16 protein-coding genes are annotated in these 15,653 nt (G+C 43.0%); 3 read left to right on the plus strand and 13 right to left on the minus strand.

Going from position 1 to position 15,653, the window contains the following annotated elements; all coding sequences use genetic code 11:
* Positions 1 to 61: 61 nt before the first annotated feature.
* Positions 62 to 1,942, minus strand: a complete 1,881-nt coding sequence (locus EC328_RS09470; protein WP_128426561.1) for a sigma-54-dependent Fis family transcriptional regulator — start codon at positions 1,940 to 1,942, stop codon at positions 62 to 64.
* Positions 1,943 to 2,085: 143 nt separating this feature from the next.
* Here EC328_RS09470 and EC328_RS09475 point away from each other — a divergent pair, with 143 nt between their 5' ends.
* Positions 2,086 to 3,453: an MATE family efflux transporter gene (locus EC328_RS09475; protein WP_128426562.1), complete on the plus strand. Its 1,368-nt coding sequence runs from the start codon at positions 2,086 to 2,088 to the stop codon at positions 3,451 to 3,453.
* A 13-nt stretch (positions 3,454 to 3,466) separates the two neighbouring features.
* On the opposite strand, the gene EC328_RS09480 is transcribed toward EC328_RS09475, so the two are convergent.
* From EC328_RS09480 to mscL, 3 genes are read right to left on the minus strand one after another with little or no spacing between them, the layout of a single operon-like run.
* Complete coding sequence (locus tag EC328_RS09480) at positions 3,467 to 4,084, minus strand: NUDIX hydrolase (protein WP_128426563.1); 618 nt, start codon at positions 4,082 to 4,084, stop codon at positions 3,467 to 3,469.
* 19 nt (positions 4,085 to 4,103) lie between these two features.
* Positions 4,104 to 5,300, minus strand: a complete 1,197-nt coding sequence (locus EC328_RS09485; RefSeq protein WP_128426564.1) for a patatin-like phospholipase family protein — start codon at positions 5,298 to 5,300, stop codon at positions 4,104 to 4,106.
* Between the two features lie 18 nt (positions 5,301 to 5,318).
* A complete protein-coding gene (mscL, locus tag EC328_RS09490; RefSeq protein WP_128426565.1) occupies positions 5,319 to 5,756 on the minus strand; it encodes a large conductance mechanosensitive channel protein MscL in 438 nt (145 codons plus the stop codon).
* Positions 5,757 to 5,899: 143 nt separating this feature from the next.
* Here mscL and EC328_RS09495 point away from each other — a divergent pair, with 143 nt between their 5' ends.
* Positions 5,900 to 6,328 carry a deoxycytidylate deaminase gene (locus tag EC328_RS09495; protein ID WP_128426566.1) on the plus strand — a complete coding sequence of 143 codons (429 nt, stop codon included), beginning with the start codon at positions 5,900 to 5,902 and terminating at the stop codon, positions 6,326 to 6,328.
* Here the strand turns inward: EC328_RS09495 and EC328_RS09500 are convergent, their stop codons facing one another.
* Complete coding sequence (locus tag EC328_RS09500; RefSeq protein ID WP_128426567.1) at positions 6,329 to 6,928, minus strand: ribonuclease H1 domain-containing protein; 600 nt, start codon at positions 6,926 to 6,928, stop codon at positions 6,329 to 6,331.
* A 448-nt stretch (positions 6,929 to 7,376) separates the two neighbouring features.
* Here EC328_RS09500 and EC328_RS09505 point away from each other — a divergent pair, with 448 nt between their 5' ends.
* Positions 7,377 to 8,726 carry an alanine/glycine:cation symporter family protein gene (locus tag EC328_RS09505; protein ID WP_128426568.1) on the plus strand — a complete coding sequence of 450 codons (1,350 nt, stop codon included), beginning with the start codon at positions 7,377 to 7,379 and terminating at the stop codon, positions 8,724 to 8,726.
* Between the two features lie 53 nt (positions 8,727 to 8,779).
* On the opposite strand, the gene EC328_RS09510 is transcribed toward EC328_RS09505, so the two are convergent.
* The 8 genes from EC328_RS09510 to EC328_RS09545 form a co-directional block, all read right to left on the minus strand.
* Positions 8,780 to 9,250, minus strand: a complete 471-nt coding sequence (locus tag EC328_RS09510; protein WP_206363974.1) for a phosphatidylglycerophosphatase A family protein — start codon at positions 9,248 to 9,250, stop codon at positions 8,780 to 8,782.
* 143 nt (positions 9,251 to 9,393) lie between these two features.
* The gene (locus tag EC328_RS09515; protein WP_128426570.1) at positions 9,394 to 10,059 is read right to left on the minus strand and encodes a sortase family protein; all 666 of its coding nucleotides are present in this window, start codon (positions 10,057 to 10,059) and stop codon (positions 9,394 to 9,396) included.
* 34 nt (positions 10,060 to 10,093) lie between these two features.
* The gene (cuyB, locus tag EC328_RS09520; RefSeq protein WP_128426571.1) at positions 10,094 to 10,798 is read right to left on the minus strand and encodes a cysteate racemase; all 705 of its coding nucleotides are present in this window, start codon (positions 10,796 to 10,798) and stop codon (positions 10,094 to 10,096) included.
* Positions 10,795 to 11,202, minus strand: a complete 408-nt coding sequence (gene ndk / locus EC328_RS09525; RefSeq protein WP_128426572.1) for a nucleoside-diphosphate kinase — start codon at positions 11,200 to 11,202, stop codon at positions 10,795 to 10,797. The genes cuyB and ndk overlap by 4 nt, the downstream gene beginning before the upstream one ends.
* 18 nt (positions 11,203 to 11,220) lie before the next feature.
* Positions 11,221 to 12,309 carry an FAD:protein FMN transferase gene (locus EC328_RS09530; protein ID WP_206363850.1) on the minus strand — a complete coding sequence of 363 codons (1,089 nt, stop codon included), beginning with the start codon at positions 12,307 to 12,309 and terminating at the stop codon, positions 11,221 to 11,223.
* Positions 12,310 to 12,389: 80 nt separating this feature from the next.
* Positions 12,390 to 13,496, minus strand: a complete 1,107-nt coding sequence (locus EC328_RS09535) for a hypothetical protein (RefSeq protein WP_128426573.1) — start codon at positions 13,494 to 13,496, stop codon at positions 12,390 to 12,392.
* Positions 13,497 to 13,726: 230 nt separating this feature from the next.
* Positions 13,727 to 15,205, minus strand: a complete 1,479-nt coding sequence (locus EC328_RS09540) for a tripartite tricarboxylate transporter permease (RefSeq protein WP_128426574.1) — start codon at positions 15,203 to 15,205, stop codon at positions 13,727 to 13,729.
* A 12-nt stretch (positions 15,206 to 15,217) separates the two neighbouring features.
* Positions 15,218 to 15,643, minus strand: a complete 426-nt coding sequence (locus EC328_RS09545; RefSeq protein ID WP_164906091.1) for a tripartite tricarboxylate transporter TctB family protein — start codon at positions 15,641 to 15,643, stop codon at positions 15,218 to 15,220.
* Positions 15,644 to 15,653: the final 10 nt, after the last annotated feature.

Below are 15,653 nucleotides of genomic sequence, written 5' to 3' on the forward strand. Positions count from 1 at the left end.
AATATGTACCAATTTTGAACAATATTCGCAATAGGACAGTGCTCAATTTTAGAGCACTGTCCTATTTTGGAACATCAATTTTATATAATTCAAGCTTCCTGTATAGAGTGTTTCTACTTATGCCAAGAATCTCAGCACTCCTTGTGATATTATATGAGCACTCCTCGAGGGCACTCCTTATATGTAGCTCCTCAACCTCTGCAAGAGAAAGGATTTTTTTTGTTTCACTTGCAGCAGATTTGACAATAGTCTCAGGGCTCATTTCTCCCGGGATGGATTCAGTATTGATAATAAGCTCGACGAAATTTTCAAGCTCTCTTATATTGCCAGGCCAATCATAGTTTTGCAGCCTCTCCATAGTTGAAGCAGATATATTTACCTTCTTCTTGTTTAGTCTTCTGGACTTCCTCTCCATGAAATAATCTATCAGAAGGGGTATGTCCTCTTTCCTCTCGCGAAGTGGAGGCAGCCTGAGAGGCAGTACATTCAATCTGTAGTAAAGATCCTTCCTGAAATTGCCCTTCTCCACCTCTCCCTTGAGATTCTTATTGGTGGCAGCTATTATCCTGACATCCACAGGGATCTCCCGATTCCCTCCTATCCGCCTTACGGTCCCTTCTTCGATAACTCTAAGAAGCCTTGTCTGAAGCTCATATGGCATCTCTCCTATTTCATCGAGGAAAAGTGTTCCTCCGTCAGCTATCTCGAACTTACCCGGGTGACCTTCCGATTTGGCTCCGGTAAAGGCTCCTCCCACATAGCCAAACAGCTCTGATTCAATGAGATTCTTAGGTATCGCTCCGCAATTCAGGGCTACGAAGGGTTCATCTCTCCGGTTGCTGTAATTTTGGATCGATTGAGCAAAGACCTCCTTCCCTGTCCCGCTCTCACCCATTAACAGAATAGTTGACTTTGAGTCAGCTATCTTCTTTGCAAAGGCAACTGTCTGTAAGAAGGTTGGTGATTCCCCGATTATCTTATCGAAGGTGTATACGGCAAGAGATCCTGTCACCTTGTTGGCGAGTCTTCTCATTTTTTTTACGTCTTTAAGAACGAAAACGATTTCCTTTGTATTGCCATCGGATCCAAATATCGGATAAGCGCTTAGATTTACCTCATTTTTGTTTGCCTTAAGGCTTACTTCCACATCTTCCTGGAGGATGTTCTCCTTTTTAGACAGCCTTTCCACGATCTTGGGCCATCCATGTATGAGCCTGGAGCAGTCTATGTGGATGAACTCATCTCTTTCGTATCCGAGCATTCCGTAGGAGAATTCGTTGAAGTGCCTTACCCTCCCTTGAAGGTCAGCTGTAAAAATCGCTGAAGGAAGTGAATTTATTATCCCCTCTATGTACATATTGTCAGCCTCTATTCTCTCTGAGTATCTCTTAAGGCTTAACATTTTTTCTATGGCTGTGGCAGCAGCAGCAACCATTCCAAGGGTATGAGAGTTCACAAGCTCTATATTTCCTGTAAGATCTATACAGCCTGTTATTCTTCCCTCGGGGTCTCTTATGGGGGCACCGGAGCAGGTCCATCCCTGCAATAGCTCCAGAATATGCTCATTACCAGTTATCTGAAGGGGGTATCCCTCGATTATTGAAGTGCCCATGCCATTGGTCCCTATATATTCCTCTCCCATATATGCCCCTGGGATCAGATAAGTCGAATGTGCTTTCTGAAGCATATCCTCGTTTCCGATAACACTCAGGATACAGCCGTCTTCATCAGTGAGGATAACCAAAAACTGCGAGTCCTTTACAAAGGTGTAGAGCTGGTTTATGAATGGTTCAGCAACGGCTACTAACTCCTGTTTGGATTTTATAAGTGCATCGAATTCCCTCTCATCGAGCATTTTCTTACTGGTCCGCTGCCTGGAATCTATGCCGTACTTTACACTTCTATCATGTGACCGGATTACAAAATCCCTGTTCTTAGACATGTGTGCACCTCCTGATTATAGTATAGTCTTCCGGGGCACTGTTGAAAACCATAATCTTGATCCAGTTCCTTTAGGAAGTATTAAGTTGCCAAAATCTTATGTTATAGTATAATCATATTTAGTTCTTCTAAGGAAGTGAGAATATGAATAGAGATGAAAAGAGAGCGGAAAGGCTGGGAATGGAGTCGATACCAAGTCTACTTCTAAGGTTCTCTGTACCTGCAATAGTAGGGATGGTGGTCAATGCCCTTTATAATATAGTGGACAGGATCTTCATAGGCAGAGGCGTTGACAGTGTCGCCATAGGCGGGATATATATAGGCATGCCTATCATGCTTGTTCTAATGGCATTCGCAATGCTTATAGGTGTAGGAGGCAATACCCTGGTATCCATAAGGCTGGGAGAGGGCAAGAAGGAGGAAGCGGACAGGATCGCAGCAAATTCACTGACAATGCTTGCAGTGGACGGCATATTACTGGGTGCAGCAGGCACCGTGCTTCTTGAGCCCCTGCTTAAACTATTTGGTGCGAGCAGCTCGAATATCGGCTATGCCAAGGATTATTTACAGGTCATATTGATAGGAGCACCTCTTAATGCTATTGGCTTTGGAATGAATAACTTTATCAGAGGTGAAGGCAATCCTAAAATTGCCATGTTCACAATGCTGATAGGAGCATTTTTGAATATGATACTGGACCCTATCTTCATTTTTGTTTTCGATATGGGGGTCAGGGGAGCCGCACTTGCGACAATAATTTCTCAGGCTGTTTCAGCAATGTGGGTCTTAAGATATTTCCTGACAGGTAAAAGCATACTATCCATTAGAAAAAGGTACCTCGTGCCCGATCTGAAAATAATTAAGAAAATCGTGGCTAATGGAGTGGCACCTTTCAGCATGCAGATAGCAGCAAGTATGGTAACCGCTTTATATAATACTAACCTTCAGAGCTATGGAGGCGATATGGCTACATCCAGTATGGGAGTGATCAACTCGGTAAGCATGATGATCACTATGCCCATATTCGGTATAAACCAGGGCTCACAGCCTATTATGGGATATAACTACGGAGCAAAGAAGTATAGCAGGGTCAAAAAGACACTCAAATACGCTGCCATATCAGCCACCACCATAACCACACTGGGGTTCATTATCGTCCAGTTCTTCCCTGAGATCATAATAAAGGCTTTTGTTGGAGAGCAGGGGGTATCCGGCCAGTTGATGTCTATAGCCGTACCTGGCATGAGGACTTTACTTATGGCATTCCCTTTCGTAGGCTTTCAGGTAGTGAGCAGCGCATACTTCCAGGCAACTGGAAAACCCAGGCAGTCAATGCTTTTGAGTCTTTCAAGGCAGGTCCTTATCCTGATACCGGCATTACTTATACTGCCCAAGCTATTTGGGCTCAGCGGTGTGTGGATGGCAGGACCAATAGCTGATTTCACATCATTCCTGATTGCAGCCGTACTCATAACCTTTTCACTGAAGCATTTAAAAGACGAGGAGCTCTAAAGCCCCTCGATTTTTATTCCAGCCCTCGTATTATCTCAGCCAGTTGATGGGTCATCCTTGCGGTGTAGCCCCAAATAGTGTAGTCCCCATACTCATAGAACAATATCCTGTGCTTTCCCACGCGGAATTTATAGTCCCTCCCATTGGGGATCAGGTGGTATGGAAATGTTTCGCTGTCTTCCGTCTTTAATGATAATTCATGGACCAGAGGCTCATTCTCCGCAAAAAAGCTTACTGGGACAGTGAAGATATGATCCACCTCGTCCGGATTTGGATCTATATCTTCAAAATCCACGTTCATTATTATTCCAAGAAAGCAGTGGATGGTAAAATTGGCATAGGAAACCAAAAAATCAAGCTCACCTATGAGATTTATATTTTCCCTGTCTATACGAAGCTCCTCGAGAGTTTCTCTTATAGCAGTCTGCATGAAGCTTTCTCCATGTTCAACCTTTCCACCCGGAAATGATACCTCTCCAGGCTGGGTTATGTTCCTGGAGCGGAGTTCATAAATGATCTCCCATACGCCGTTTCTGTTTATCAACGGTATCAAAACCGCAAACCTTCCCTTTACATCCATGGGCTTGGGAGTCCTGTTTTGTACCTTTAAGGCCAGTTTATTGATATCCACCGTTTTCCCTCCATGTTGCTCATTTTCTGAATATTATATCTGCCAGTTGAAGCAAGAGCTCCTCTTTGTTAAAGGGGCTGATATTCTCCAATCGCTCCTTTAGTCTTGCAAGTCTGTTGTTATCCCTTCCCCTGAATCGAACAAGATCCAGAGACTTTGATCTGATCACTTCGTCGAAATGATAGATCCTGAATCTATCCATGCCCGCTTCGTGCATTTGTCTTTCAATGAGGCTAATTGCCAGATCCTCATAGCTCTTATTCTGTCCAAGGTCCAGCATTTTTCCGATCTTAGGAAGTATTTCCTCGAATAGGGATCTTAGAGATGGATCTCCCTGAAATCCTATTAGCTCGGAGACATCCTTTATGGTATCCTCATTCATGTGAGCGAACATGTCAAAATAATACCCTTCACCCTTGGGTTCGAAATAGAACCTGGATCCTTTAAGTCCTCTCAATTGCCTCAAGGCATCGTAATAACCAAGATAGATGTTATGGCTGACCGTTTCCTTATCATAATTGAAGGTCCTGCCAATATCCTCAGAAGGCTCAATTATTATGGCCTCCAATTCATGAGGTAATATTTCCCGTGTCCTTGCATCCATATGTGTCCTCACAACAATCAGCTTGTCGTAGCCTTTTTCAATAAGCATCCTGAATGGAAGATTGTCATAAATCCCTCCGTCAAGATATAGCTTTCCATTCAGCCTCTCAAATCTGAAAATAGGCAAATAGGACGATGCAAGGAGATAGTTTTTCATCTCCCCATAGGGTATCTGCTCTTTGAACAGCTGCACAGGTTTTAAGTCTGAAAGATTAAAGGTCACCAGCCCAAAGTCCATTTCTGAGGATCTTAGTTTATCCTCATCCACATATTTATCCAGCATCCTTTTGAAAGGCGAAATATCAAAGCCCTTATCTGTAATCAAAAGCTTAAGCTTTTGAGCCAGAAGCAGAAGCTCCTCTCTCCCAAGCCTTAATCGGGTAAGCCTTTCTATCTCCTCATCGTTTGCTCCTATGATTTTAGAATAGCTGATGCTCTCCCAGAGCTTCAGGCAGATCTCAAAGTCTCCCTGAACTATCATAGCTCCATTCAAGGCACCGATCGAGGTCCCTGCGACTCCTCCTATTGGTATTCCCTCCTCAAGGAGGGCTTTATATACTCCTACATGGTAGCTGCCCTTAGCTCCCCCGCCTTCAAGAACCAAGCCATACATTTTAGATCACTTCCTTCTTTACTCCAAAGAGGATGTGCAGTGAGGGCATCTTGTTGCAGCAATAGCTACCTGTGATTTGCAGAATGGACATTCTTTAGTGGTAGGCTCCTCTACTACAGGCTCCTCCGGTTTTTTCATCCTGTTAATAGCCCTCACTACCATGAAAATAGAGAATGCGATAATTAAAAAATCAACGATTGCCATTATAAATAAACCATAATTGAGAGTTGCTGCTCCTGCCTCCTGCGCTGCTGCAAGAGTTGGATAAGTATTCCCGTCAAGACTTACGAATTTCCCTGCTAAGTCCATTCCTCCGACCACCAGACTTACAAGCGGCATAATGATGTCCGAAACCAGTGATGCCACTATTTTTCCGAAGGCACCTCCGATAACGACACCAACAGCCAGATCGATGACATTCCCCCTCATGGCAAATTTTTTAAATTCCTGGAACATTCATGTCTCCTCCTTTTTGTATTATCATTACCGTTAGATTATACCCAGAATATTTCATTCCCTATTGTTTCCGCTATGTTATAATATGGATTGAGAAGATATCACCATAAATAGATAAATCAAAATTCTACGGGAGGAAAAACATGAGCAAGAGAAAGGACTGGAAGGAATACTTCATGCAGATAACCGAGCTGGTGGCCACCAGATCAACCTGCGACAGAGCATGGGTAGGCTGTGTACTGGTAAATGACAGCAACAGGATAGTGTCGACGGGCTATAACGGCTCAGTTTCAGGGAATCCTCACTGCGACGACGTAGGGCATACAATGAGAGACGGCCATTGTATTGCTACGATACATGCCGAGATGAATGCTCTCCTGTACTGTGCCAAGGAGGGTATATCCGTAAAAAACTGCTCTGCTTACGTCACTCACTTTCCTTGTCTTAATTGCACCAAAGCATTGATCCAGGCAGGAATAAAGAATATTTATTATAAGAACGATTATCGTGTGGACGACTATGCCTTGCTTCTTCTTCAAAGAAACAATGTCAACTATGAAAGGGTTGAATGATCATATAGCATCCTTGGCCAGTTTGTCTGCTTCTTCATTATATTTATTTCCGGAGTGTGCTTTTATCTTTATAAACTCTACTGTAAGCTTATCCTTGATGCTGTCAAAATAAGCCTTATATGCTTTCGTACCAGCTTTGTTGGTCTTCCAGTCGCCCTTTGCCCACCGCTCGATGCCGGTGTAATCATAGTGCAGGTAGAGGGTTTTTATTTCGTTCTCAATAGCCCATTCCATGGCCTTCATCGCGCCCTTTAATTCTCCTGAGACATTCCTCATCATAGCCATTTCAGGATCTACCTCCCTGCCGCTGAATTTATAGGAATCGTCTCTTGTCAAAATGACGACACCGTAGCTGTAGGTACAAGACCCCAGATCAAAGCTTCCGTCGACATATACAGAAGCTTCGCATTCTTTTAGCCTCGCTGTCTCCATATCCGTTTTTACAGATTGTCTTCCGAGGAATTCCTCCGCTTCCTTTAGAGTGGAGAATTTCTTATATTCAGCTCCCGGAAAGCCTATTACCTGTTCCTTGCACTCCTCCCATGTCTCATATATCCCAGGCTTTCTACCGGCTTTAACGCTATAGTATTTTCTTTCCATACTAACCTCCTGATGATTGTTGTATTAATTATACCACAAGGCTCCATGCTTATTAGATAAGGTTACCCCAAAGTAGGGATCCACCAGATAAGCTTCCATTATTTTGTTATTCTTTTAATTAATTTTATTTTTTTTTAACGGTTTTTTGTCTTTGCAGGGAATACCCTCATCTGGTTTATTACTCAAATCATCTATTTATCAACATTAATTAATATTAATTGTATATATATGGAAATATGATTGTGTTTTATTTTGTTAATGACTTGTCAATGTTCTCTATATTGGGAATTTTCTATTAACTTTGTTGTTGTAATGATGTATTAATTTTGCTAAAATCATTTTAGGTTGATTCGTCGAGGAGGAAAACGATTTTAACCTGAGAAATTGAACCTTCACCAAGGTTTATGCAGAGCCGAAACTTGAAAACAAAAAACAAAGGAGGGAATTTATGGACTTTATTATGCAACTCAACAGTACAGTGAACGGATTTGTTTGGGGTCCCCCAATGCTGTTCCTGTTGGTAGGTACCGGTATTTATTTGACTATTAGAACTAATTTCTTTTCCGTATTAAGACTAGGTTATGTTTTGAAAAACACCTTCTTCAAGATGTTCTCCAAGGAAGTCAGGGGCGAGGGTGAGATCACTCCTTTCCAGGCTGTAGCCACAGCTCTTGCTGCTACAGTTGGTACAGGTAACGTAGCAGGTGTAGCAACTGCTATTGCACTTGGCGGACCTGGAGCAATATTCTGGATGTGGGTTTCTGCAATATTTGGTATGACAACAAAATTTGGTGAGGTCGTTCTTGCGGTAAAATACAGAGAAAAGACAGAAGATGGCCGTTTCGTAGGTGGTCCTATGTACTACATCCAAAATGGTCTGAAGATGAAGTGGCTTGCAGTTATTTTCTCGATATTTGGAGCTCTTGCTGCGTTTGGAATCGGCAACATGGTTCAATCAAACTCAGTTGCAGCAGCTCTTCAAGAATCCTTCAACATTCCTCCAATTGCTACAGGAGTGGTTCTTGCAATCCTTACAGCTCTTGTTATCATAGGCGGAATCAAGAGAATAGGTGCTGTTACAGAGAAGCTGGTTCCCTTTATGGCTGCTATTTATATAGCCGGAGCAATTGTAATAATAATAGGCAATGCTTCTCATATTCCAGATGCGTTTGCATTGATATTCAAGCATGCATTTACACCGGCCGCTGCAACAGGCGGATTCGCCGGAGCAACAATAGCAACTGCAATGAGAAGGGGTATTTCCCGTGGTGTATTCTCCAACGAAGCAGGTCTTGGTAGTGCTCCTATAGCTCACGCTGCAGCGACTACTGACCACCCGGTCAGACAAGGTCTTTGGGGAGTATTCGAGGTTTTCATGGACACTATAGTTATCTGTACACTTACTGCTTTAGCTATCATGGTATCGGGACTTTGGGATTCAGGAGTTACAGGGGCTGCCCTTACAACTCAGGCTTTCAACGAGTCTATCCCAGGTGGTGGTATCATCGTATCAATAGGTATAGTTCTTTTCGCCTTTTCAACTATCCTCGGATGGGCATACTATGGTGAAAGATGTGCAGAGTACCTTCTTGGTAAAGGTGCAATAATGCCTTACAGAATAATCTGGATACCTGCAGTTGTACTTGGAGCAGTTGGCGGTCTTGAGTTCCTTTGGGATCTTGCAGATACATTGAACGGACTAATGGCTATTCCAAACTTGATTGGTGTTCTTTTAATGAGCGGTACTATCATAACTCTTACTAAGGAATACTTCGCAAAGGAAAGAACTGCGAAATAATTATTGAAAAATATCATCCAATAAAAAACCTGGAGTATGATGCTCCAGGTTTTTTATTCAGAATGTGCTATCCTGCTTGCGGCTGCGGCTGCTATTGCAGCAACTATATCATCTAAAAATGTGTGGACCGCTTCACCCTTCTTGGTATCAAGATCCTTAATGATTCCGATCTTTTCTTTATCAAGATAGCCAAAATTCGTAAGCCCTATGGAACCGTATACATTTACTATGGATAGCGGCAATATTTCATCTATCCCATAAAGGCCTTCATCTGCTTCGACTATCGACTGCAATGGCTCCGGCAACAATTTCTTCTCTGTCAGCTCGTCTATTGCTATGCCAGTTATGATCGCATGGATTATCTCTCTTTTCCTTAAGACCGCATGTATATTTTCAAGGCACATTTCCTTTGTAAGGTTCTCATAGTAATTCTTTTGAAGATCAAATACTATATCTGCAATATCCTCAAGCTGAACTCCTCTTCTGTTTATCATCTCGATTGTCATCTCTTTCAGCTCATCCATGTTATATCTGTGCTGGTATCTTTTTTTATTTTTATCCAAATCAAAACCCCCTTTTAAAATATCCAGTTCAATTTTACCCCTTTGAACTGGTTCGTATTCTCCAAATCGGAATATAAAATAATATAGCCGCATTATTAGTGCGGCTAAAACTTGTCCTCTGAGTATTCATAGGTATCAACCAGCTCACCAAGTGCGAAAAACCTTTTGCCGTTTTTTGAGGTATAATAGCAGGTCATAAGTGATATGATCGGCTTACCTCTTAGCTCCGCCCTTTCCTGGTCCAGCATATATAATGCAGTTTCAGGCACAAGTACTGTTTCGTAGATCTTATACTCATAAATATTTCTCTTATCTGTTATCTTTACAGACATTTCAGGCTGTGCGTTCAACAGGTTTCCAAACAAAAGCTTCGGATCCTTCATATAATGAGAGGCCAGAGAAAAATTTCCCTCGCCCATGACCAAATCCGGGACCATGGTTCCGGCTCCCGCCATCAGATTTGCATCCGATACTCCGTTCAATATTGGGAGGTCGATGCCAAGCTCAGGTATCTTCAACAAACCAACGATATTGGGATCCTCGAACTGTGACACTGCAACTGCAGCTGTTATGGCTGAAACGTCAGCTATGGCCGAGTAATCATACTCTGCCTTCATCTGTCTGTTCAGCTCGATCTCCTCGGCAGTTATACTTTCAATGTACTTGTTGGTTCTTTCGATCTGCTGCTCCACCATTCTCTCTGTGAACAGAGGAGAAAGTATCAAAGCCAGACCAGTTATAATAAGAATTGCAGAAAGCCATTTTCGCATAGCAAATCACCTCAACATATAGATGCCCATCATTCTATTTTGTAACACAGCCAGATTCAAATAATGCTTTTCTTGCAATTATGGTAAGGGGGTCAAGATAAGTTATCCTTTTATCCAGCTCAATGTAATCGATTGCGACTGAAAGCTCAGTGCAGCCAAGTATTGCAGCCTTCAGGCCTTCATCTGCCATCCTTGTGACAATTTCCTGAAAGCCTTCGGAATGACCTTTTAAATCTCCGCCTTTGATACTGTATATGAACTTCATTATCTTTGCCTGCTCCTCAGGCTTAGGATGGATAAGCTTAAGTCCATGATCGACAGCCCTTTTATCATATATCCCTGACTGTAAAGTACCATCTGTTGCAAGTAGACCGATCCTCCCGTCTGACACTGCCTTGGAGGCTTCCTTCAAAGTTTCCTCCAGCATATCGATAAAAGGTATGTTGATGGATCCAGAGATTTCCTTCAAAAAGAAATGGGCTGTGTTGCACGGCATTATAAGAAAATCTGCTCCCATTTTTTCAAGTCCCACTGCGCTTTTTATAAGCTCCGGTACAGGATCTTCCCCCCTGCCAAGTATAAAACCGGTCCTGTCCGAAATATTTGTATTGTTGTCAATGAGGACTCGCGGATGCTCCTGGTCAGAAGCTGCACCGGAATTTGTGACAATTCTTTCAAACAGCTTCACTGTGGCAAGAGGTCCCATTCCTCCGATTATTCCAATTGTCTTTTTTGTCATAGCTTATCTCCAAACCATATTTTAATTTCTCTTTCTGCTGCCTCCAGGGAGTCCGAGGCATGTATCAGATTTCTTGTGGTTTCAAAGGCGTAATCTCCTCGAATGGTACCAGGAAATGCACATAAAGGGTCCTTGTCTCCCACCATTATCCTCATTAACTTTATAGAATTCTCCCCCTCGACCACCATTGCCAAAACAGATTTATCCTTCATTGAATCCACAAGATCCTGAAAAAACGGTTTATTTCTGTGCTCCATATAGTGGTTTTCAAGTATATCCGAGGATGCGCATATCAGCTTTAGATTAAGAAGTTTGAGTCCTTTATTCTCTATTCTTGAAATTATTTCTCCAACCAAGCCCCGATCTACTCCGTCCGGCTTTATCATGACAAAGGTTCTTTCCATGACCATACCTCCCTGTCCTCACTTCTTGTCAATTGCACTTGCACCCTGACTAAGAGCTATTCTTTTAAATCCATCTGTCATCTCGACTCTGCCATCTGCAAAAACCCATATTGCCTCCAGGCCATCCACTGACTCGACAAAAGTCCTGCTTTGCTCATAGGGGAGCAGGAATACCTCAGTGGAGTAGAAGTCTGCAAGCCCTGAATCCCCTATGACAACATTTACGGCTCTGTAGTGTGCGGCAGGCATGAGCGTCTCAGGATCGATGATATGGTGTATTCTTTGATCCCCAACCATATAGTATCGTTGATAATCACCAGAGCTTACTACCGATGCATCGTTGACGAAGATAGTTTCAAGAGTATTTGAGCCATCTCCAAATACATCCTTATCAGGATTCTGGATGCCTACACCCCATCTGTCCCTCTCACCGTCCAATGGTTTGCCAACTGCCCGAATATTCCCCCCTGCACTCATTATGAAGGATTCAAAGCCTGCCTCCTTAGCTTCACGGGCCACTATTTCAGCAGCAAAGCCCTTAGCCACAGCTCCTACGTCCAGAGACATCCTTGGGTCTTCGAGAAACACTGTGCTGTTTTCTGTATCAACTATAACCTTGTTGATGTCCGTATGCTTCCTTGCCTCCTCAAGTATTTCTATAGGAGGTATTTTTGCCTTGGTTGGATCCGACTCAGCCTCTTCCCTGTATTCAGACCAGATCGACAGCACTGCCCCAAATGCAATGTTCGTCCTGTGGCTTGTTTTCTCATACATCTCCTTTGAGAAAACTATCAGGTCAAGAAGCTCTTTCTCAACTACGACCGGTTCCTTGCCTGCCATATCGTTAATGGTCTTGATATTATTCAACCCATCGTAGTTGTTGTATTTGTCATACAGCCTGTGGAGCTCAAGCATCCTGTCATGCATCATTGCAGTATACTCCATGAACTCTTCCTCCGTCCTGGCATACCCTACTATCTGAGTAATGGTGTCGAAGGAATCAAAGAATGTATCTGTATATTTTTCGTACTCTACTTTTAGTCCGCAGCCTGACACCACTCCTGACATAAGTGAGAGCAATAGTACTATTATTATTGTTTTTTTCAAATTATCACCCCAGAACATCATACCAAAAACCACATTTTCAGGCAAATAAAAACTCCCTCATTTGAGGGAGTCGTTAAGAACTATTTTGCTGTTGAAGCTGCCTCTTCTACTACTAACAGGTAATCTTCAACTCCAACTGTAACTGAGGATACAAGATCTTCTACAGCTGTCTTACCTTCTGCAAGCTCCATTCCCTTGATCTCATCGATTGACTTTCCAGCCATCCAATCAGCAAGTGCTCTTGCCTGCTCATACCACTCTTTACCTATTGAGGAAGCCTTGATCATACCATATTCTTCCTTAAGCTCGTTCTTTGTTTTGAACTCGCCAGCTTTATCAACTGAAACTTTTCCTTCTGCATCGAAAGGAATCTTTACCTGTGCAGTATCGATTATTGCTCCTGCTACCTTACCTTCTGCATCAAATGCGGCAGCTGAAATTATAGTGTCAACCTGAGCAGCAGCTGTAACTGCATTTCCATTTGCATCGATTCCGGCATCCTTGGACTTTGCTATGGATGTTTTGATACCAAGACCTACAGTCTCTCCGCCAGCAACTTCGATAGACTCATTCCAAGCCTGCTCAACTGCTGCGATGTAGTCGCCTACAGAAATGGTAACTGATGATACAAGGTCCTCTTCAGCAGTTTTTCCTTCTGCCATTTTCATACCCTTGATCTCTTCAACTGTCTTGCCTACCATCCAATCTTCAAGAGCTGCTATTTGCTCGAACCACTCTTTGCCAATACCTGAAGCCTTAACCATTCCATAGTCTGCTCCAAGGTCTTTTTTGCTCTTTACTTCAGCAGTTTTGTCTGAAGTCACTACCATGTTCTCATCGAATGCTACCTTAGTTTGAGCAACATCGATGTATACGCTTACAACTTTGCCGTCAGCATCGAAGCCTACCGATGCAATCGTTACATCTGCTTGTGCTCCTGCATTTACTGCATTCCCGTTAGCATCTGTTCCTTTGTCCGTGGATTTTGCTATGGATATAACATGTCCAAGTCCAAGCTTTACTATGGTTCCCTCTGCAGCTGGTTCTTCAGCTGGAGTTTCTGCAGGTGTTTCAGCTGGTGTTTCTGCTGGTGTTTCAGCTGGTGCTTCCGGTGCTGCTGGAGTACAACCTGCAAGCAAGCCAATGCTTAGCATAAGTACTAATAACAATGAAATAATTTTCTTCATTCTTCACCCTCCATGAAATTTATATAGGTTCAAACAACAAGATGATTATAACATGTAACTTTTTTGGGTGCAATAGATATATCGTTAAATTTCTATTTATCTATATTATAACGAACATTATCCCTTTTCTGTTTAGCATCCTAATCCCGGACAAGCGTTTGCAACGATTTAAAACATGTTTACAATAAACACCAGGCAGATTTGTCACGATTAATGACTTTATTATTTATCTAAAGTCGTTTTCCAAGTCTAATGCCTGAGATTAACAAAAGGCCAATGGCTGTAAACAGGACAAGGCTGATGGGATTAGTAAATATTTCAACCAGCACACCGATCAAGGATCCTGCAGAAAGTGCTGCCCTTCGAAAGTTGCTGTCGATCATGGGTCCAAGGATCATTCCAAGAATGACAGGTCCGGTTGGGTATCCATTCTGCTTTAGCGCGTAGCCAACTACTCCAAAGATTACCACCAGTACCAGATCCAGATATCTCCCCCTGATAGCATATGCACCGATCATCGAAAGTATTAATATTGTGGGGATTATCCACTGCTTGGGAATCTCAACTATACGCGAGAATACCCTTACTCCCATGAGGCCAAAAATCAGCATGAAAATATTGCTCAGGAAAAGTGCGGACACAAAAAACCAGAATATCTCAGGTTTTTCAGACATCATCAGGGGACCAGGCCTTAAACCATGTATAAATAATGCACCAAGGATAACGGCAGTAACGCTGTCTCCAGGAATTCCAAGCGTCAGCATAGGTATAAACGCACCTCCGACTGCTGCATTATTTGCTGCCTCAGGAGCAATTACTCCCTCTACGGCACCCTCCCCAAATGGTCTCTGCGGCTTCTTGACTGTCCTTCGGGCATGGTCGTATGCAAGTAGTGCCGCAATATCTCCACCTGCTCCAGGAAGCGCACCTATGAATGCTCCTATTGCTGAAGCCCTGAGAGTCAATGGTACGTGCCTTATTATCTCGCTCCATAGCGGTATTATCCTGTCCAGCTTTTGCCTGATGACAGGTCTTCCTATAAGCTCTATCTGGCTTATAGCCTCTGAAACTCCGAATAGACCTATCATGGCTACCACATAGTCTATCCCTCCCATCAAAGCCAGCGAACCGAAGGTAAACCTTCCTTCACCTGTAAAGGGGTCCATCCCAGTCAACCCGAGTATAACGCCCATTAAGCCCATTAGTATTCCCTTTAATGGAGCTTTGCCACCCAGACTCCCGATAAGCAGAAGTCCCATCGAGGCTATCAAAAAGTAGTCCCTGGGAGCAAATGCAAGGGCTGTCTGAGACATAATAGGTGTAGCAAAGACCATGATCAACAATCCCATCATACCTCCAAGAAATGATTGGATCGTCGCCGTACCAATCGTCTCACCAGCCAGTCCCAGCTTAGCTAATGGATAACCGTCGAAGGATGTTGCTATGGCTGCAGGTGCTCCTGGTATATTCAATAATATTGCGGGTCTCGAGCCTCCATATACCCCTCCTGCAAACACCCCTGTCATAAGGGCCAAAGCATTGAACATATCCCATGAGAAAGTAAAGGAGATAAGCAGTGAGACCGCCATGGTCACCGATAGGCCGGGTATAGCTCCAACATAGATACCGGCAAAGGTTCCGGCAGCTATAAGAAGTATTAAGAAAGGATCTGATATAGGTATCCACAGTCCTGCAAGTCCTTCAAGCATAGTATCAACTCCCTATGGTAACGTGATCCTGAATATGGTCCCAAATAGAATCCAAAGCACCAATACAAGTCCGATCGAAAACAAAAATAGTCTGACAGACGTCCTCTCACCCAGAACAATAACCGAATAAACGGCAAAAATTACAGTCGATGGATAAAAGCCTATCAGGTAGGTCAGGAGTATATATAATGACAGACCCGTTATTATCAGCAGAACCCGGGGTTCCATCCTGAGTTTTCCTTCGCCATCCGGCTGTGTTATGTATAGATAAATGCTGATAATCAGCATAAGGGTTGATATTCCAAGAGGCAATGCACCTGCAGAGGCAATTGTCGGGTCTTTTATAAACATAATTATTGAAAGACAAAAAGCCCCAAGGCTGAAAAGCCCAAGGGCAAAAATTATCATGGCATTCTTTTTATGGTTTGATTTCTTCATTGTTATCACA

This window comes from Gudongella oleilytica (assembly GCF_004101785.1).
Taxonomy (GTDB): Bacteria; Bacillota; Clostridia; order Tissierellales; family Tissierellaceae; genus Gudongella; species Gudongella oleilytica.